The sequence below is a fragment of the Betaproteobacteria bacterium genome (genome assembly GCA_016713305.1).
GTDB lineage: Bacteria > Pseudomonadota > Gammaproteobacteria > Burkholderiales.
On the sequence record JADJPK010000031.1, the window covers coordinates 81362 to 101236 of the forward strand.

Genomic DNA, 19875 nt, shown 5'->3' on the forward strand with positions numbered 1-19875 from the left:
GCGCGGCTCTATCGCGCAATGTCCAGCAACCTAAGGGAGCGCGGTCGAGCGCCATGTTAGGCATTGCTCGGGGTATCCTTGACTCGTCCTCTAAGGAATTTTCCCGAAGCCCCCTTTAGCTCGCTTCTGTCAATTAGTTTGCCTTTGAACTGAAAATCCTGATCAATACGAACTATGAGCAACTGCTCAAACTTTCCTTGGCGTTTGACGAGTACACGGTCGTTGGTTTTCTCTGGCGAGATGGTCTTCACCTCCAACAAGCTTTCCGTTAATTGTGCCGTCAGAACCCGCTTCATGTGTTCCATGACGGCGAAGGCCAAACTTGATCTCTGCGTAGATTTCCCCGAGTTCTCCCCATATCTGCAAGTACCTACCCGTGTTCTCGAAGTGGCGTGTAGCACAATCAACCAGATCGCAAAAAATCTCTGCTTGCTGTAGGGCGCTAAAAGGAAATCCATCTCGGCTCTTAAGGGGGGCGACTGGCTCACCCGGGAGGAACGTTTCTTCTGGTGCATCTTCAAGCTGAGAATCGACCCACTGTCTGTCTATGTATTCCCATTCCCAAGGCGCAGCGCCGGAGCCAGCAGCATCGGCTATTTCCTGTGCGCTGTAGCCGCGCTCATTCATTTCGTGAAGAAAATCCCAGTCGCTCATGCCAATCTTTGCCTAACGAGGCTGTAGAAAAGGCCGCCGATGCGGCCAGACGGTATCAATCATATGTGGAGCGGGATTCGGCGACTTTGATGCCCATCGAGGTCGACTTTCACATCGCCTCCGCGCGGCGATGAACTTGAGGTTCCTGTCGACGGGTCGGAAGTTCGGCATCGACGACTTCTCCGCGGCAACGCTGTGGCGATGATGATGCCGACGCCCGGATCGGCGATCAAGGGCAAATAGAGGCTTTTCTACAGCATCAACGGTCTGCATGACCGGGCGCCGTCGGGCGAAGCGCGACGGCGCCCGGTCGGTGCAGACGTTAGAGCACGATTTGCTTCCGAGGACAAGGTTCCGTGTCTACACAGCCAACGTGCGGAACTCTTCAAGGCAGTCGATAAGCGTCCGAATTTCTGCGGGCACTTCATCAGGCCGCATCGATGCGACTATGGCAGTTCCGGATAAGGTGACCTTGTATTTGTCTTGAACGTGCTGGTTCAGGAGAGAAAGCAGTTCCTTACCCGGAAGCACGTTCTTTCGCTGAACCCACTGACTCCAGATCTCCTCGAACTCGTCTAGCAAGCGCTGGGTTATCGTCGCCGGATCCAATGCCGGGCTCTTGCTCTTCTCGAATGGAGAGCGCTTCGCTTGGAACTGGGCACTTATCCTATGCTTCAGGGGTTCAGATAGCGCAACCAGGATCTGCTGAATGTCTTCGTCGCAAGCAACTTTCTGCTCACTTCTCTTGTTGTGCTCCTCGATCTGGCGATGCAGCGCGCGCTCGATGGCTGACGCCTCAAGAAGGTAGTTCTCAAGTTCTTTTCTCTCGTGAATATGCGCGAACATCGAGAACTTGGAAAGCTCGGCTTTGGTGGTGGAAACCTCCCGCTCAGAGCGGTAGTCGCGGTCAAAAATGACAGCCTTCAGGAGTTTCCCACCCAGGGTCAGCTCCATGCCCGTGGCTAGGTCACTGACCTTTTGTGGGTTGTACCCCTCCACGGGAATGACGGCGAAGTCCGCTCGATTGGCGACGGCTTGCCTTCCAAGTTTACGGGCGAAGGCCCGAGAATCTGGAAATCCTTCCCTTCCACGAACAAGCGCGCCTCGCCTTCGCGAGCTGTGTCAGGGTGGGGTTAAGGTTAGAACCCAGTGCACCGAACACACTCTGGAGCTGTGCAGGGTCTTTAATGCGCTTCGCTGACTGGCTCTTCTTGTTTATGACGAGGAGGTCGCCTGGATCTGCCTCCGAAATGATTTCAGTCGAGTGCGTCGCGAGAATAACGTCGGACGGAATGCCCTTCAGCAAGCCGACTAGCTGCCGTTGAAGGTCTGAGTGCAGGTAGATGTCGGGCTCGTCAATGATAAGCAAGGACGCGCTCTTGCATCGGACTATGAAGGTCAGAAGCTGACACCAAACCTGGAACCCAAACCCTGCCCAATAAATCTCTCGGGGGAAACGCTCCTCCGGACAGAACATTGTCAGCAGGGGCTTACTCCCGCCAGTCTCCACTTCCGGATGCTCGATGTCCATTCCCGGCCAGGTCGACTTCACAAGGGCCCTGAACTCATCGAAGTCTTCCGGGTAGTGATACCAGATGTTCCGAAAGTTGCGCGCGGCACGATGAGTGAGCAATGCTCGACGGGCCGCCTCCATCTGAAAGAGAGGCTCGTCGTGCTCGACCGGTCCAAGGACGGGTACAAACCCGACAGTCACTCTAAACTCTTTCCTAAAATCCCCGGGGCCCCGGACGGTCGGCCTGATGTCTTGCAGACCAAGTAGCAGAGGTTCTGCTCCGGAAAGACGAGTTGGAGGCGGCTTCCACCAGATAGCCTAAACTCCAACTACAGCTGGCTGGCTATCGTCATAGTCGGAGAAGATGTTCTCTGTTGAAACAGGTAGATCATCCAACGGTATCTGATAGCCCCACGTCTGCTCGTGCGGCAGACTAATAAATTCCGGTTTTCGAGACGAGGCCTTTCGAATCCCTTCGGACAGGATGCGGAACGCCCCGAGAATCGTTGACTTCCCGGAATTGTTTGGGCCTACAAGAACGTTGAAGGCTCTTAGTGAAACAGAGTACTGGCGAAGAGCCCTTGTGGGGGCGCAACAAAAAAAGTTTATCTGCTGAAGGTCCGGCGCACCTCGCAACGAACCGCGCTATCCGGGCTTGTACCGCTGTGCAGCGTCTGCGGAGGGCGGCCACCGTCGACCGAAACATGACGCGCCACCACCCCCCCCCTCTGTGACGCAAGACACGCGTCCACCAGACGTACAAAGTGCCACGGCCCCGCCCATCGACCACATGCATCGATCAGCACAGCATTCCAGCCCACATGCCCTAGCCGTCCCCGCCGTGAACGCCTTGACCGGCGGCCATCACGCCCCGAATCGGCTCAGACGCAACGGCTCCTGACCGGATGGGCCGGATGCGGTAGGTCCAGTGAGACATGAGGCCCTGTGGCCTGCAACCCGCAGCAGGCAGGTCCGCCCAAGATCGACGCGTTTCTAACGCATCCTGCTACTGCTGGCAATCCGCCCAACATTGCCAGGGGTGGGCGCTCAGGAAGGATTCCCGGGACTCCGCCGGTTCACGTGATGGGTTGAACCCCACGTCCAAGCGGTGCGCACCAAGAACAAGGTCGGCGATGAAGACGCAGCCCAGCAGCAAGCTCTGGGAGCGCTCATCCCGGCAAGCGGGACCGCGCGCTCAGGTCACCCGCACCAGCTTCTGGAAACAACGGAGCTCGTGATCGGGCTTCTTGCCGAACAGGATCGCCCAGTAGGTATTGGCGACTTCGGCGACGTAGATATCGCCGCGCGAGTCCACGGCAATGCCGTGCGGTGCGATGAATTGACCGAGTCCCTCGCCCAGCGGCCTCGTGCCCAGGTAGGCCAGAACCTCGCCCTGCGCTGACACGACCGTCACGCGCGGGCCCAGGTTGGGTACATCCCTGGTCAGTGTGGCAACGGTCTCCGGGCCCAGCTCGCCAATGAACGCGAGCGGTGACTTGCCCCTGGCCACGAACAATCCGCAAGGCCGCGCCAGGTTGTTCCACTGCCCCTGATAGGCGCCGTTGCCGTCAAAAACCTGCACGCGGTGGTTCTCGCGGTCCGCCACGTACACCCAGCCGTCGTCGTCACACGCGATGTTGTGGACCAGGTTGAACTCGCCCGGGGCCGTCCCGGGCGCGCCCCACGAGAGCAGCAGCTTCCCGTCGGGAGAGTACTTGTGCACCTTCGCGTTCTGATAGCCATCCGAAACGTAGATATCGCCTCGGGGAGAAAGCGCCGTATGCGTGCAGCGGTTGAACGGATCCCCGCTGAAGCGCGCCGCCGGCACCTTGGGCGTGCCGATGGTCATCAGCAGCTTGCCGTCCGGCGTGCACTTGCGCACGGTGTGCCCGTGATCGTCGGTGAGATAGAGCAGATCGTCGGGACCGATGCTGGCGCCGTGGGGATTGGTGAAGCCGATGTCTTGCCCCCACGAGCGCAGGTAGCGGCCATCGCGATCGAACACGATCACCGGATGCGGCCCACGCGTGAAGACGTAGACGTTGTCCTTGCTGTCCACGCAGACGGCGGCGGCATCGCCGTACGTCACACCGGGTGGCAGCTCTCCCCACGTCTCGAGCACCCGATAGCGATGCCGGCCCTGGCCCAGTATCGCCGGTTCCTCGGCGCCGGTGCTGCGCGATGCCAGCAGGGCTGCGGCGCCCCCAAGAGTGGCGCGACCGAGCGCGAAAGCACTGCCCACAGCCAGACCACCCAGGTATCGCCTACGCGACAACGAACATAGCGGGCACATGGACCTCTCCTCCTCGATTGATGGTTCCAGTCACCCGGCTCGTGCCGTCTACCCGACGCGCCTGGCCGGAAAATCCGGCGTGGGCGTACGGGGGAGCCTGACCACTTCCGCGTTGTAGACCCGCGTGATCACAGTCGAACCGGCTCCCGGCGAACCGTTTGATCTTACGCCGGGAGGGAACCGCTGGCGCGGATGCATCGCAATGCCGGCCCGACCACGAAGCCGCCGATGCCCGGGAGAATCTCAGCCTTCCAACGAAATCCGCTTGACGCCTGGCAGAGCAACCTCCGCCCCACCGTCGCCCAGGACGAGCAACCGCACCGGATGCCGGAACTGCGCGCGATGGGAGTCGAGCACGGAAATGCAGTGCTTCAGGTGATCAGCGGAGGACGCCTCCGCCACGATCAACGTGGCGCGACGGGGACGAAATCGGGCGAGGTGCTGGGGTAGATCGGGCGTGATCCGCAAGGTGCCGGCGTCCCAGGGGTCGCGTTCGTCCCGGCGCCGCCACCACAGGCAGTCGTGCATCTTCACGCGCAAGCGCAGAGCGAGCCGCTGCGCGCTCGTGCCGCACGCCTGCAACAGGCGCGTACCGTCGAGTTCACAAGCGAAGTCCTGCGCCAGGGCGTGAAGGGTTGGCGCGTGGCCCGTGAACACCGCGACGGAGAACCGCTGGTCCACGCGAGGCGCGGACCACGGTGCCCATATCGGCGCGTGACCGGGCCCGGCGCCGTCGAAGCACCACTGGCGTAACTCTGCTCGTGCCCTGGCTGCCGCCTGACCGCCCGCGATTGCGTGCACCGGAACGTCCGGCGACGGCGGATTCAGCACATGGCCATCGAATCGCGTGGTCAGCGTGAGGCCGACGCGCACCGTGGCGATGACTGCGAACGGCACGGCGACGGCGGCGATGGCAAGGAGGGTGGGCGTCATGACGCCAGCGCTCCTTGCGCGTGGTAGGTGGGAGTGGGCGGCGCGATCCGAAAAGAAAGAATGTGAGCGGCCCTGTTACGCGCGGCGAGAGATCCGCACGCCGGCCAGCAGCGCGAGCCCGCCGAGCAGCATCGCCCAGGTGCCGGGTTCCGGCACCGGAGCCGTGGCGCCGGTCCCGAGCGTGTTGAAGCTGTCGTCGAAGTGCTCGAACGGTTGCGATCCCACGGGGCCGGCTGCGAAGCGCTCGACCAGCACCTCGATGGTCGCGGGCAGCGGATCGCCCTGCGGGTCCGGCGTGCCGTCGGCGTTCAATATGGTCACGTGCCCGTCCGCCGCCAGCCCGGGATCGGAAGGCGTGGCCTGGGCGAACCAGCCCACGGAGGACGACAGGACGTCCAGCGGGCTGTGGACGAGATGGTCGAAGGCGATGTCGACCGTCTGGTTGAGCGCCACGCCTGCCTGCACCACGTAGGTGTACTGCCAGAGGTCCTGGCCGTTCTGGTCGGCGATGTCGGTGGCGCTGTAGAGCACCGTGACGGCCGCACCGGAACCGGCCGCCGCAACGGAAAGCGCACAGCCGGCAAGGGCCTGCGCGATGAGTCTGGTTTTCATGGTTGGTCTCCTGGGCCTGTGCGGCCTCGACGTTCTTGGTTGACGAAATCGCGCACCACTCCGCCGCTGGCGGGATGTTGCGCCCACTCATTGAAACTGATCAATAGCCGGGCCTGCCTCAACGCAACCACCTCAGCAGTCGCAGCGCCTGCCGGAAATCCTTTCGCCAGTCGACGGCCGAGTTGCCGGACAAGAGACTGTTCAGACGGACGCCGACCGACGCCGGCGTTTCGTCTTCCGCGGCCGCTCGAGTCGCGCTCGTGCCAAGCGACGTCGAGGGCCGGGCGACCTGCGGGACCAGCGGACGGGCAGCGGTTTCCGGGACCGCGGTGGCCTGCCCGGCAGCGACCATGGCGGCCGGATCGGGCGCTGCCGCCATCTGCATCGTCGTCTCCGGCGCGGCCAAGGGTGCCGGCGGCGCGGGCGGCGTCGGGAATGGGCCGAGGATGGTCTGCGCGCCTAGGATCAGCGTGGCGCCCGCTCCGACCGTCACCTGGCCGTTCTGCACGACAGGGGCGGAGAAGCGCAGGGTCCCGGAGGTCACCTCCACCGTGCCCGTGTTGGTGAGCGTCGAATTGAGGATCTCGAACGTCCCCGTTCCGGCGCTCTTCCGGATCACGCCGGTGTTGCCGATGGTGAGCGTGCCCGGTGCGCTGGTGAAGTGCTGCCAAGCCGTATCGCCGCGGATGTCGAACGTGCCGGACACGTTCAGCGTGGCGGCGCCTTCCAGGTCGAGCAGGTCCCCGGTGCTTTCCTCGACGAGCGTACCGCGCACGTCCAGCGTGCGGGTACCCAGGAACTTGCGGCTGCCGCCGGCGAGGGTGAGGTCCGCACCGGTGTCGATGCGCGTGGTGCCCCCGCCCGTCATGAAACCGGCCGTCCAGCGGCTGCCGGTGCCGGTGATCGTGAAGAGGCCGGTGCCGGTCAACGTTCCCAGCGGGCCCAGATTCAACCGTTCTGCCGTCACGGTGGTCCCGTTGACCGACAGCGTGCCGCCCAGGGAACCGCTCAGGTTTCGCAACGACAGCGTGCCGGCGCCCGTGGCCTTGGCGCCGTCGTTCCACGTCTGCGTGCCGTACAGGAACGCGATGTCGGTACCGCTGTCCGCCCGGAACTCGCCGATGCTGACGCCGCCGTCACCCCCGAACGCAAGCTGCCCGGCCTTCGCGTGCACGAGGCCGGTGTTGTTCAGGGCCGTGTGCAGGAACTCGAACTGGCCGGTGCCCGCGCTCTTGAGAAGGCTGCCGGTGTTGTTCACGACCAGCGTGCCGGGACCGCTCGAGTAGTCCTGCCACGCCGTGTCGACGCGGATGTCCATGGTGCCGGCGATGTTCAGCGTGGCCGCGCCCTCCAGATCGAGCAGATCGCCCGAACTGGATTCCACGAGCGTGCCTTGCACGTCGATCGTGCGGTTGCCGAGGTACTTTCTTGCGGGGCCGCTGACGGTCAGCACCGCGCCCGCCTCGATGCGGGTCGTGCCGCCTCCGGTCATGAATCCGCCCGTCCATTCGCTCTCGGTGCCGGTCAACGCGACCGTGCCGGTGCCGGTCAGCGTGGCGAGCACACGCAGATCGAGACGGGGCACGTCGATGCGTGCAGCCGCCACGTCGAGCGTGGCGGCGAGGGATCCGGTCAGGTTGCGCAAGGCGATGATCCCGTCGCCCGTGACCGTCACGCCCTCGTTCCACACGTGCGTCCCGTACAGGAAGGCGATCTCGGTACCGGTCTCCGTGACGTACTCGCCGTCGCTGCTGCTTGCTCCGCCCAAACCAATCGTGCCGGACTGCACCTCCACCCGGCCCGACTGGTTGAGCGTGGTGTGAAGAAATTCGAACTGCCCGGCGCCCGCGCTCTTGCGGATGACCCCGGCGTCCGCGACGGTCAATGCCAGACTGCCGCTGGCGCTCGAGTAGTCCTGCCAGGCCGTGTCACCGCGGATGTCGAGGAGGCCCGAGAGGTTCAACGTTGCCGCACCCTCCAGGTCCAGCAGATCGCCCGTGCTCGATTCCACCAGTGTGCCCTGCAGATCGAGGATGCGCGCACCCAGGTACTTGCGGTTGCCGCCGCTCAGGGTGAGATCCGCGTCGGCGAGAATCCGCGTCGTGCCGCCCCCGGTCATGAAGCCGGAGGTCCACGTGCTGCCCGTTCCGGTGAGCGTTACTGTTGCGTTCCCCGTCAGCGTGCCGCCCGCCAGGTCGATGTGCGCCAGCTCGATGCCCGCATTCACAGTCAGCTCCGCGCCGCTCAGCAGGAGCCGCCCCGCGCCGGAGACGGCCGTGCCTTCGTTCCACCCGACGTCGCCAGAAGCCAGCTGGAGGACCGCACCCGAAGCGAGATCGATGCCGCCCGAGTTCGCGCCTCCGCGCACGAGCAAGAGCGTTCCCGCATCGAGATCCATCGTGCCCCGGTTGTCGAAGACCCACTCGAGTCGCGATACCGTGGCGGAGGTCTTGCGGTACGTGCCCAGGTTCACGAACCTGGCCGGATCGCCGGCGAACCAGTCGCGCACGATCGTGTTGAACGCGTTGTCGTCGACGAACGTGCCGTGGTTGGTGAAGGTCGCGGGCCCAGTGTAGAAGTCGTTGTTGTTGGCGCCGGTGGCGCCGCGCCAGGTCGTGGTGCCGTACGCGTGGACCGAGCGTCCACCGGTGAGGGCCTTGTCGCCCGCGCCGGAGATCGCGAGATCGCCGCGGAAATGAATCGTGCCGGTGCCGTCCATGTTGCCGTCCGACCACGTGGCCGCTCCTGCGACATCCACCACGCCGGATCCTTCGAGGAAGGCGTAGTTGGCCGTCTGCAAATAGGTTCCGACTTCGAGCGTGCCGTTGGCGGTGAGGGTGCCCCCGATGAGGGACAGTTGACCGGCGAACACGGTCGTCCCCGTATGGATCACGTTGGTGGTCGTATTGAAGGTGCCCGCCACTTCCAGGCGGCCGGTGCCGCTGACCGGCGTCCCCTCCAGCCTGTGTTCGCCGCCGCTCAGGCACAGCGTCGCGCCGGCATCGATGTCGATCGCGCCCTCGCCCGTCGTGCCACCGCCGGACTGCAGACTCAGGATGCCGCCCTCCACCTCGATGCGGCCGGTGTTGCGGAATGCGATCTGCAGCGTGGAGGTGCTGCCGCCCAACTTCCTGTACGTGCCGCTGTTGTTGAAGACCAGCGGCTCGCCCGCATACCAGTCGCGCACGATCGTGTCGAACGCGTTGTCGTCGATCCACGTGCCGGCGTTGTTGATCGTCCCGGGCCCGGTGTAGAAGTCGTTGGTATTGGCGACGGTGGCGCCGCGCCACGTCGTCGTCCCGAAAGTCTCGATGATCCGCCCGCCGCTCACGGCCTTGTCGCCCGCGCCGGAGATCGCGAGATCGCCGCGGAAGCGGATCGTGCCGGTGCCCTGCATGTTGCCGTCGGACCACGTGGCCGCGCCCGCGACGTCCACCACGCCGGTGCCGTCGAGAAAGGCGTAGTTGGCCGACTGGGCGTAGCTCGCGGCGTTCAGCACGCCGTTGGCGAACAGCGTTCCACCGACGAGCGACAACTGCCCGGCCAGCGTGGTCGTGCCCGTGTGGATCACGCTCGTGGTCGTGTTGAACGTGCCCGCGACCTGCAGCGTGCCGGGTCCGGTCACCACCGCATCTTCCAGATGGAACTCGCCGCCGCCGAAACGCAGCATGGCACCGGCCGCGATGTCGATCGCGCCCTCTGCGCCGGACACGCCACCGCTGTCGAGGCTCAGCACGCCAGCCTCGACGCGAATCGTGCCGCGGGTGTCGAACTTCATCTGCAGCGTGCTGGTCCCCGCGCCGGTCTTGCGATAGGTGCCGGTGTTGTCGAACGTCGCCGCATCGCCCGCGTACCAGTCGCGGACGATGGTCGTCGCCACGTTGGCGTCGATCCACGTGCCCGCGTTGTGGATCGTGGCGGGGCCGGTGAAGAAGTCGTTGGTGTTGGCGGTAGTCGCGCCCGCCCAGGTAGTCGTACCCAGCGTGTTGACGACACGCCCGCCCGCGAGCACCTTCGAGGCTGCACCCGAGATCGAGAGATCCCCCAGGAACGAGAGCGTGCCCGTCCCGGTCACCGCGCCGCCGGTCCACGTGGAGTCTGCCGCGACATTGATCGATCCCGACCCGGTCAGCGTGCCGCCGGAGAGGGCGAGCGACTGCACGTCCAGCGAGCCGTCCACCGTCAGCGTGCCTCCGGCGAGTTCCAGCAAGCCATCCACGTTGCCGCCCGTGGGCGCATTGAATGCGCCGCCAGTGATCCGCAAACCGTCGTCGAGCCGGAGTTCACCCGCAACCGTCAACGCGCCGCCGGTCACCAAGAGCCTCGCTTCGCCGGTCAGCGTGGCGACCGTCACGGTGCCCGTGCGGAAGGTGATCCCGGCGCCTTCCGGCAGCCCTCCCACGAAGACATCGTCGTCCGCCGTGGGCACCGTGCCTTCGCTCCAGTTCGCGGCCACGTCCCAGAAGCCGCCGGCGGGGCCGATCCATTCGGTCGAGTAGTTCTGCACCGTGAACGCCGTCTCGACGGCGGCGGTTCCCAGCGGGTTCCCGGCACGATCGGTGATCGCGCCCGCCTCCAGCACGAAGCGATAGCTCCCCACGGCAGGCAACGGCGCCCAGGTCAACTGGACCTCCCGCCCCTGCTGACGGAACTGCACTTGCGGGTCAGGCACCGCGTTACCGTCCGGGCCGATCAGGCGGACGGTGGCGCCGTTCACGCTGGCCGCATCGAGCGCTTCGGAAAACAGCAGCGTGATGGACCGCAGGCTGCGGCTCTTCTCGTCGCCTTCTTCGATGCTGCTCTCGACGAGCGTGGGACCGAGGGTGTCCGGGACCAGGGTCACCGTGACCGGCGGCGCAAGGCCGACGTTTCCACCGGTGTCCGTGGCGCGGACCTGCAGCGTCACCGTGGTGCGCCCGCCGTTGGCGGCCAGGGTAGGCAACTGTGCGGACAGTTCGAACGGGAAACCCGTGTCGGTACGGACCGCCAGGCCGTTCAGCAGCAATTCCACGGAGGCGACCTGCTGGTCGTCCGTGACCGTCACAGGCAGTTGCACGGTGCTGCCTTCCTGCACCTGGATGCCGTCGGCGAGCGGATCGACGTCCAGCGCGGCGCCGTCGGCAGACAGGACCGGCGCGAGCCCTTGCATGTCCGAACCGAGGTAGCTCACGATCTGCAGATCGGAGCGGCCCGCCGCGATGAAGGCCAGTCCGCCACCGATGGCGATGTCCGCAGGCGCGTCGCCAAGCGCAAAGCGCGCGATGCGCGTCTGCGTGTCCGAGAGGTCGCGCACGTTCATCACATCGACGGCCTGGATGAGACCGCTGGGCCCGGCGATGCGCCCGCCGGAAATCAGCAGTCCGGACCCGTTGGCGGCGAGCGTTCCCGTGACCACCGTGGGATCGTCCGCCCCGCTGATCAGGACCATGGCGGAGGGATTCGACACGTCGACGGTCGAGAACCCCTGGCTGCGGGCATCCGGCGCCGCGCCGACGTAGGCGACCCCGCCCCCCACGAACAGCGATGCGGGCGAGCCGGGAATGGAGATCGAACCGCGCCGGTCGAACGTGCCATCGCCGATGTCGTAGGCCGTCAGCGCGCGCGTGGCGTCGAGCGTGAAGAGCGTGTCTCCTTCGCGTTCCAGCGCGGCAATCCGCGACGAGGTCACCACTGCGGCCACCTTCTCGCCCGTGAGCAGGTCGTAGGCGCGCAGTTCGGTCCCTACGGCCGCGTAGATCACACCCTGATGCACTTCCACCTGGCTCGCGTTGATCGCGTGCGTCTCCAGCAGCCGCGGCGCCGAGATGTCCGAGATGTCCACGCGATGCAGACCGCCGGAACCCGACGCGATGGCCGCCACGCCCAGCGCGGCGTCGATGCTCACATCCACCGCATCGCCGGGCAGATCGATCTGTCCCACGAGAGTCGCAACGTTGTCCGGCGAGACGGTCGCGATGGCGAGTCCGTGCGTTCCCGTCGCCACGAACACGGTCTGCCCGGTGCCGCCGTCGAGCGGACCCGCAAGTTCCACCGCCTTGGCCTCGCCGGGCAGTGCCAGCGACCCGATGACACCCGTCCGCGCCACGCGCCCGTCCAGCGGATCCAGCCCCAGCGCGAGTTCGCGGAAGTCGTCGATGCCGTCGCGGTCGCTGTCGGTATTGCCGGGTGCGAGACCGAGGATCGACTCGATTTCGTCCGTCAGTCCATCGCCGTCGGTGTCCGTGCCTTGGCTGCCACGGAACACGAGCGAACCGGTGATGTCCTTCTGCCCGCCGGAGGCAGGCGTGGTGCCCTGGCCCCGGGCCACGAGGCCGGTCGCGGGATCGAATATCAGGACCGTGTAGCGGCCGTCGGCCGGGCCGAAGAATTCGAAGCCGCCGTCGTCCTCGCTCACCAGCCGCACCACGCCCGCGCCGTCCGCCCCGGTCTGCAGCATGACGTGGTCCGATCCCCAGTCCACGAGTTCGCCGGCCGCGATGCCGGTGCCGGAGACGGTGAGGCGGAGCAGCGGATGCAGCGGATCGTTCGTCGTCAGCTCGAAGACGCCTCGCTCCAGCCCCGCCTTGGACGCCGTGTAGCGAAGGCCGATGTCGAGGCTTGCGCCGGCCGCGAGCTGCAAGGGCGTCGTGGCCAGATTGGCGGGCAGCCCCGTCAGCGAGAACTGGCCGCCGCCTTCGATCGTGCGCAGACCGGTGATCGTCAGCGGCGTCGCGCCGCGGTTCTCCAGCACGTAGGCCTGCGCCTGTTCGAGCACCGAACCGACCGCGAGGCCGCCCGCCGCGTTGTTCCGAGCTTCCAGCGCCGCATGGCCCGACGAGGTCTGTGCCGAACCGGAGAGCCGGTACTCCACCGTGCCGGCCGGTCCGTCCGTCTCGACGATCAGGCGCGCATCGAGATCGACGGGCGCGAGGGGATCGAAGGACAGCGTGAACGTCTGTCTCTCGCCGAACGCGATGACATTGCCTCCGGCGAACCCGGACAACCGGACCGCGCCGTCGCCATCGACGACACGGACCGATTTCACGACGAGGCCCTGGCTGCCGAAGTTGAGCAGATCGAACGACCGGGTCGTGGCCGATCCGCCCGGGCCATCCGCGATCAGCGCGCCGAGATCGATCTCGCCGAACACGGCAGCACCATCCTGCGTGTCCTGCAGCAGCGGAACAGGCACCTCCGCGACAGGCGTCGGAACCGGCAGCGGAATGTCGTCCGGGAGGTTGTCCTGCAGCTGACCGCCGGTCGCCTTGTAGCGGGTGACCAGCAGACTCAGCGCAGCATTCGCGTCGGCCGTCGTGTACTCGAGGTTGAGCGCCATGCGCAGCGTCGCTGCAGTGCTGTTCGTGAAGGTCTTGGTGCCGTCCGGATCGGTCCCCTGCGCCATGATGTCACCGGGGAAGATTCCGTTGGCGTGCACCAGCCCGAGCGTGTGCCCCGCTTCGTGGGCGATGTTCTCGGCCAGGGCATTCACCAGTTCGTCGTGCGAGGGTGTATCGAGGAGGTTGCCGGGCGACTCGTTGACCAGCGCCTCGTAGACCGCGAACGCGTCGTGGTGCAGATAGCCGGGATGCCCTGCCCCCTCGTTGTTGATGTACGAATCCATCAGGAACATCCGCTGCGCGCTGCTCAGCCCGTTGTTCGTCTGGAAGACGTTCGCCACCAGGGGGGCGATCTCCAGGTCCAGCGGCGCCGCGCCGAGCGTCTGCGCCGCCGACGGATTGAACGGACGTGCGTTGGTGGCCTTTGCGTACGCCGCGATGGTTCGCGCGCTGATTGCCGGAGACTGCGCACCCACGACCGAGATTCCGTCGAAGCCCGCGTAGTACCGTCCGACACGCGCGATCACGTCGTTGATGACCTGCTGCCGGCCCGCCACTGTCTCCAGCTCGGGCACGACGCTGTCGTCCAGCGGATTGAGCACCGGCGTCTTCTCGATGAAGATGGAGAGCAGCATCGTGTCGAGACTCGAGCGGTCGACCGCGACCTGGTACGGCGCCGTGCCGACGCCGTTCAAGGCGATGCTGGTGCGGTTCGGTGCGCCACCGGGCGAACCGGGCGTGACGATCTGCAGCGAGGCGCCTGCGGAATGCACCGCGGACGGGTCGAACGTGAGGGTGACCCCGCCGCCGGAGAACGACTCCTGGAAATCGGACGACCCCGACAGCGTGGCCGACACCGGCGCGGACGCGAATCCGGAGACGAACTGGATGTTCTTCGTGCGCGACACCGATCCGTCGGCGAGCGTGTCGGAGAACCGGATCGTCGTGTCCACCCGGTCGTCCGTCGCGTCGATGTACCGGCCCACGTGCGAGGTCTTCTCCTCCGTGGTCGAACGCGTGCTGCCGTTTTCGCCCTTGCCCGGTTCCACCAGGGTCTTGGCGATCTTGAAGGCGTTGGTGAAGAGCACGTTGGTGGCGAACGAGGCGATGCCCTTGCCGCCGGAGGGCGCGGTCACGTCGGCGAGCGGCAGGTTCTCGACGCCGAACTCGTAGGTGCGCGGGTCGCCCGCATTGAGCCGGATGCTGCCTCCCGTGATGGGCAGGAGGCTCCCTGCCGTCTCCTTGAGGTACGCGCCCGCATTGCCGTCCGGCTCGATGGTGATGACCAGGTACGGCTGCTGGTCCTCCGGCAGCAGGGGATCCCGCTCCGGCGCCTTGAAGGTCGCGAGCACGCGCGGGTCGGAGCCGTCGCCATCGCTGAAGTCCGTGTCGTCCGGCGGCAGGTTCATGCCGCCTTCGAAGTCGCCGGGGAGCAGCGCCGGAAGCAGCCCAGCGGACAAGCGGGAACCGCGCGGTGTCCAGCCGTGCCAGCCCGGCTTGGTGATGCCCTGCCCCGGATCGGTGGTGATGGTGAGTCCGTCGGCGGACACGGTGGCCGTGCCTTCGATCACCAGCCGGCCGGTCGTGTGGTCGAACGAGAGGAAGTTGACCTTCTCCCCCGGCGCCGCGCCGAACGTGTTGGGCATGGTGAGCTGCAGCGGCGTGTTGAACGCCGCCACCCCCGGCGCCTGGATGGTGATGTCGAAGGTGTGCTGCAGCACGCCCGGCGGCAGCATGTCCCGCACGAGTTCGGGCGGCACGGTGCTGATGCCCACCTGGCCCGCATCGATCACGTTGCCGTGCTCGTCCACCAGGCTCCCGGCCTCCACGACCAGCTGCAGTTGCGCGCGCTGCGCTTCGCTCAGATTGGGGGCCGCCGCGGCGTCCACGCCGATCACCGTGTCCTGCGTCGCGCTCACGTCCTGCAGGATCGATTCCGGCAGGCGTGGCAGGTAGACCTCGCGACGGTCGGCATTGGCCGCGCGCTCCTCGCGCGAACCCATCGTGCCCATCGCCGTGTTGACCGCACCGGCTTCCAGGACGAGATCCATCACCATCTCGGGCCAGAACGTTCCCGCCGGTGCATTGGTCGCGGTGCGCCCGTCGATGGCCAGCTTCACGGTGCCTGCCGGCACGTCGAGCAGTTCAAAGTTGCCCTGGGCGTCGGTGTACACGAACCGGTCTTCCCGTCCGAGGATCCACACTTTCGCGTGCGCGATCGGATTCAGGAACACGTCGTCGGCGGTATGGATCACGCCGTCCGGCCCGCGCCGCATGTCGTCGAAGGTCATGGGTTCGAGGTCCGCACCCGGATCGACCACCTTGCCGACGAGGCTCGTACGGATCACGACCGGCGTGCCATCCGTGCCGGTCACGGTGGTCGGCGGAATCGAGGCAGTGCTCGCCGTGGTGAACCGATACGTGAAGCCGCCGCCCGCCTGCCCGTTGCCGTCCGCATCGAGCAGCGAACCGTCGCTGGCCGCGCGGATCAGATCGCCGTTCACGTGCACGGTGATGACCGCCCCGCCCGGCATGGGCGCATCGAAGAAGAGCCACGCGAAGCTGGCGTCCTTCGACGGCACGATCGTGGCGGCGAGCTTCTGCCCGCCCGGGCCGGTCGCGTAGAAGCTCTCTGCAGTAAGCGTGGACACATCCACCGCGCGCGAGAAGGTGATCTGCGGCCGGAACGTCACGCCCACGTCGTCGATGCCGGTGTCCGGCGTGGCACGCGTGATCGTGGCGAGCGGCCGTGCGGCCAGCGTGACGGATCGTTCCACCACCGTGTCGTTGCCCGCGGCGTCGGTCGCGACGACTCGCAGGACGTGCTCTCCCGCCGCGAGGTCGCCCAGCACGAGCGGCTCGTCGAACGCACCCGTCGCGATGTCGAACGCGAGCGGACGCTCGGTCTGACCACCGAGCGCATAGCGCAGGCTCACGATCGCGGAGCCCGTGCCATCCGCCGATCCGGCCATGCGCGACGCGGCGCTCACGGCACTGCCTTCCGCGAGATCGTTCAGCGTGACGACGGGCGCGCGGGTATCGAGAACCCACGCGGTCTCGACCGTCCGCACATTGCCCGCGAGGTCGGTGGCGGTCACCGAGAAGACGTGCGCTCCGTCCGCCGAGCCGTCGAGCGCGAGGGCAGACGTCACACTGAAGCGGCCCAGTCCATCGAGGGCGAGCGGCTGCGCGGTTCCGTTGTCGATGCGCCACTGCGCACCGGCGACGCCGGACAGGTTGTCCAGCACCTGCCCGCCGAAGGTCGGGTTCGCCGCCACGACCGGCGCAACACCGGTGATCGCCACGGTCGGCCCCTGGGCATCCTCCACCGTCGCGAACCGCTCCAGCACCGCTTCTGCCACCTGACGTCCGAGCGCCTGCCCGATCTGATTGGTGAACTCGTAGTGGATGCCGCCGTAGACGCGGCTGCGCCCGGCTTCCTGCGCCGCTTCGGTGAAGCTGTCGAAATCGCGCGTCACCCCGGGCAGGGTCTCGCTGGTCGTGGAGAACGCCGTGTCATCGCCGAACGTGGCGGCGAGGATGGCCGCGGCGGCCGCGCTGAAGGTGGAGTGCCCCGACGGGTACTCGGGATGCGCTGGCGTGATGAGCAGCGACTGCCACGCGGCATCCGCTTCCGTGGCTGCGTTGCCGTCCGTGTCGGCTTCGCGGATGGCCGTCTCCGGCCGCCACAGTCCGTAGGCGTACTTGGCGTCCCAGCACGCGATGGCCGCGTCGGCGAGCGCCACGTTGAGTTGCGCGAACAGGCGCGCGTTGGCGGTGAGGCTCTGTCCTTCGGCGGCGGCGACCTGTGCCGCGATCGCGTTCCAGTGTCCGGGCGGCGTGAAGCTGCCTTTTCCATCGGCCCAGAAGTGGGCGATCTGCGTCTGGTCTTCCGTGCGCGTGCTGTTGTCGGCACGGCCCAGCGCCTTGATCTCGTTGACCGACGCCGCGTAGGCCGCGGAATCCAGCGCCGGCGGCGGCCCGGGGCGGAACTGCCCGGGCGTATCGAGCACGAACGGCGTGACGTCCTGCCACTCCGGGTGATCGGGCACGTCGAACATCGGGCCGGTGGGCCGCCACAGACCGGGCGTCTCGCTGCCCGTGTACTCGACGAACGCTCCAGCGCCGTCGTCCGCACGCGCGGCGAGGATCGCGTCGGCGACCGCGATACCCAGCGCGATCCCGGCGTCCTCGGCGGCGCCGTCCGGCACGTCGCCGAGCTGCGCGGTCAACGCCGCATCGAATACCGCCTTCTGCGCTGGATACACGTGCGTCAGGATCCGATGTGCCGCCGTGGCCAGCGCCGCGGTGACATCCGCACCCGCGGCGCTCAGGCGGACGAGAAACGCCGGCGAGCCTTCGATGGCCGCCAGCGCGTCGTACTGGGCGAGGCTCAGCATTGCCAAGGTACGCGTGGCGACGGGCGGATCGGTCACGTCGAGCTGGATCGCGCGCAACGCGATCGCGTTCCACGCGAGCACGGCATCGGCCGAGGTCTCGGCCACGCGCGTGAGCGTGCGCGTGAGGGTCTGCGTGTTCCCGGCGATGTCGGTGACCGTCACCGCGATCGCGTTTTCGCCGAGGGCCAGGGCGACGCCCGGCAGCACGAACGTGCCGTCCCCGCCCGCGCGCGTTCGCAGCGGGCCCGTGAACACCATGGCACCTGCTTCGACCGTTCCACGCAGGACCACGCTCGCAGCGGCGGCCACGCCGTCGTCTCCCCCCTTGGCGTCGGCCAGGGTGAGTCCGAACGCCGCTCCGGGAGCCACGGACGTGTCCAGTTCGAAGGCGACTTCCACGGCGGTCGCCGCATTCCCTGCCGCGTCCAGCGCCGTGAGCCGCAGCACGTGCGCGCCATCGGCGAGCTGTCCGCCTGCCACCGTGCCGAGCCGGGCGTGATCGAGGATGAAGCTTCCGTCCGCCGCCACCGCCTGGCTCACGTCCACCGCTGTGCCGCCGAAGCTGGCGAACAACCTCGCGGGTCCGCCGCGATCGGTCAACGTGCCGGCAATGGAGGCGTCGTTGGTGATGCCGTCGTCCGGGGACTCTCCTGTGTCAGTTTGCAGAGCCGCGACGATGACCGGCGCAACGCCATCAGGGGACTCGGTGAGGAACGCGGCCACGTTCGCCGTGGGCACGAGCACGCCTCCCACGCGGACTTGCGGAGGGAGCGTCGCCGCGACGATCCGGCTTCCCGTGACCGGCCCGCCCGCCAGGAACTCCTGGATGCGGCTCGCGCCGGGAAATGCGTCGTCGCCATCGTCGAAAGCGCCGCTGACCGGATCGACCCCGACGCGGATCACGGTGTCACTCACCGCGCCGGTCACCCGGACCCGATTGAGGTTGCCCGGACCGAACGTGTCCGCGTCGCTGCCCGTCCCGCCGAAGGCGCCATTCGTTCCCAGCGTCGTACCGATGTAAAGATCGGCGGCGGAGAGATCGCCACCCACCGTGAGCTGCTGCAGCGCGGAGGCGGCGAGCGTTCCGCCGAAGTCTCCCTGCGTCGCGATGGACGTGACCGCCGCGGCGAATGCGCCCAGCCATTCGTCGGACACGCTGCCAGCGCGCAGTGCGCCCGTCCTGCCCAGCACATTCCAGGTGCCGTCGAGGTCGCCGCTGATGGTCGCGTTGCTCAGCGTCAGTCCCGCGACCGCGCCGCGCAGGAGGAGCCCGCCGGAGAAATCGCCGGCGACCGTCAGTGTGCCTAGTGCGTCGGCGGTGACGTTGCCGCCGATCACTTCGGCCAACGTCAGATCCGCGATCGCGCCGGTGGCCTGCACACTCCCGGCCAGCATCCCGGCGCTTGCGGCCAGACGGCCCAGCGAGCCGCTCACGTCGATGGCGTCGATGACGAAGGCGCCGTCGCCGCCAGCGGCAGAGATGTCTACCCCGCTGTCGGCGGTCGTGCCGCGCAGCAGGAGGCGCAGACGGAGATTTCCGTCGTCGCCCTGCACTTGCTCCACCTCGCCTTCACCCGGTCCGGTCAGCAGCACTTCGACGACGGTGCCGTCCGTGTCGACCACGGACAACGGCGCACCGGGAGCCAGATCCGCGCTCAGCAGCACGCGGGGTTCGAGGGATTCGAACGAAAGGCGTCGGGAACGCCGCGGGTCCGGCGCCGTGGGCGCCTGCGGCCGATCGAACGCTTCGTGCAGGCAGCGGATCAGGGAACGCATCCGCGCGCCGACGGGCGCACGGGTGACGTGACGGAGAGGACGGTCGGACATGGTCTACCCCCGGAGCAGGAGGGCGGCGCGCGGCCGCCGGCAGTCGAAAGCACGAGTTGGGCGGATGGCGTTCAGCCACCCGCGCAGCGGTCAGGCGCGTGCGTGCTTGCGGCGTCGTCTTCGGCTGGGGTGCAGGTCTGCGCGGCGGCAGCGATACGGCGAATCAGGGCGCGGCATGAAGGTCTCCTGTCGGATGTGACAGTAAGTGATTGTTGTTTTCGATATGGCCGGTCCGAGCGATGCGGATCGGAGACTGCGCTTCATCCACCCGTAGGCGCCGCCACGTCTTGAGCCCTCGGATGGGAGCGGCTCGTTGCGTCGCGAGTT

At 66.9% G+C, this 19875-nt stretch carries 4 protein-coding genes and 2 pseudogenes; all 6 read right to left on the reverse strand.

Going from position 1 to position 19875, the window contains the following annotated elements:
• Positions 1-56: 56 nt before the first annotated feature.
• Positions 57-654: pseudogene (locus IPK20_22470) on the reverse strand (hypothetical protein).
• A 360-nt stretch (positions 655-1014) separates the two neighbouring features.
• Positions 1015-2776: pseudogene (locus IPK20_22475) on the reverse strand (ATP-binding protein).
• 586 nt (positions 2777-3362) lie between these two features.
• On the reverse strand, positions 3363-4460 hold the full coding sequence (locus IPK20_22480; protein ID MBK8019171.1) for a hypothetical protein: 1098 nt from the start codon (positions 4458-4460) through the stop codon (positions 3363-3365).
• Positions 4461-4703: 243 nt separating this feature from the next.
• Positions 4704-5393, reverse strand: a complete 690-nt coding sequence (locus IPK20_22485) for a hypothetical protein (GenBank protein MBK8019172.1) — start codon at positions 5391-5393, stop codon at positions 4704-4706.
• A 75-nt stretch (positions 5394-5468) separates the two neighbouring features.
• Entirely contained in the window at positions 5469-6005 is a 537-nt protein-coding gene (locus tag IPK20_22490) for a PEP-CTERM sorting domain-containing protein (GenBank protein MBK8019173.1), read from the reverse strand.
• Positions 6006-6123: 118 nt separating this feature from the next.
• A complete protein-coding gene (locus IPK20_22495; protein ID MBK8019174.1) occupies positions 6124-19548 on the reverse strand; it encodes an Ig-like domain-containing protein in 13425 nt (4474 codons plus the stop codon).
• Between the last annotated feature and the right edge of the window lie 327 nt (positions 19549-19875).

Coding starts and splice junctions, on each gene's coding strand:
- IPK20_22485 (MBK8019172.1), bottom strand. CDS start 5,393: ATGACGCCCACCCTCCTTGCCATCGCCGCCGTCGCCGTGCCGTTCGCA.
- IPK20_22495 (MBK8019174.1), bottom strand. CDS start 19,548: ATGTCCGACCGTCCTCTCCGTCACGTCACCCGTGCGCCCGTCGGCGCG.
- IPK20_22490 (MBK8019173.1), bottom strand. CDS start 6,005: ATGAAAACCAGACTCATCGCGCAGGCCCTTGCCGGCTGTGCGCTTTCC.
- IPK20_22480 (MBK8019171.1), bottom strand. CDS start 4,460: ATGTGCCCGCTATGTTCGTTGTCGCGTAGGCGATACCTGGGTGGTCTG.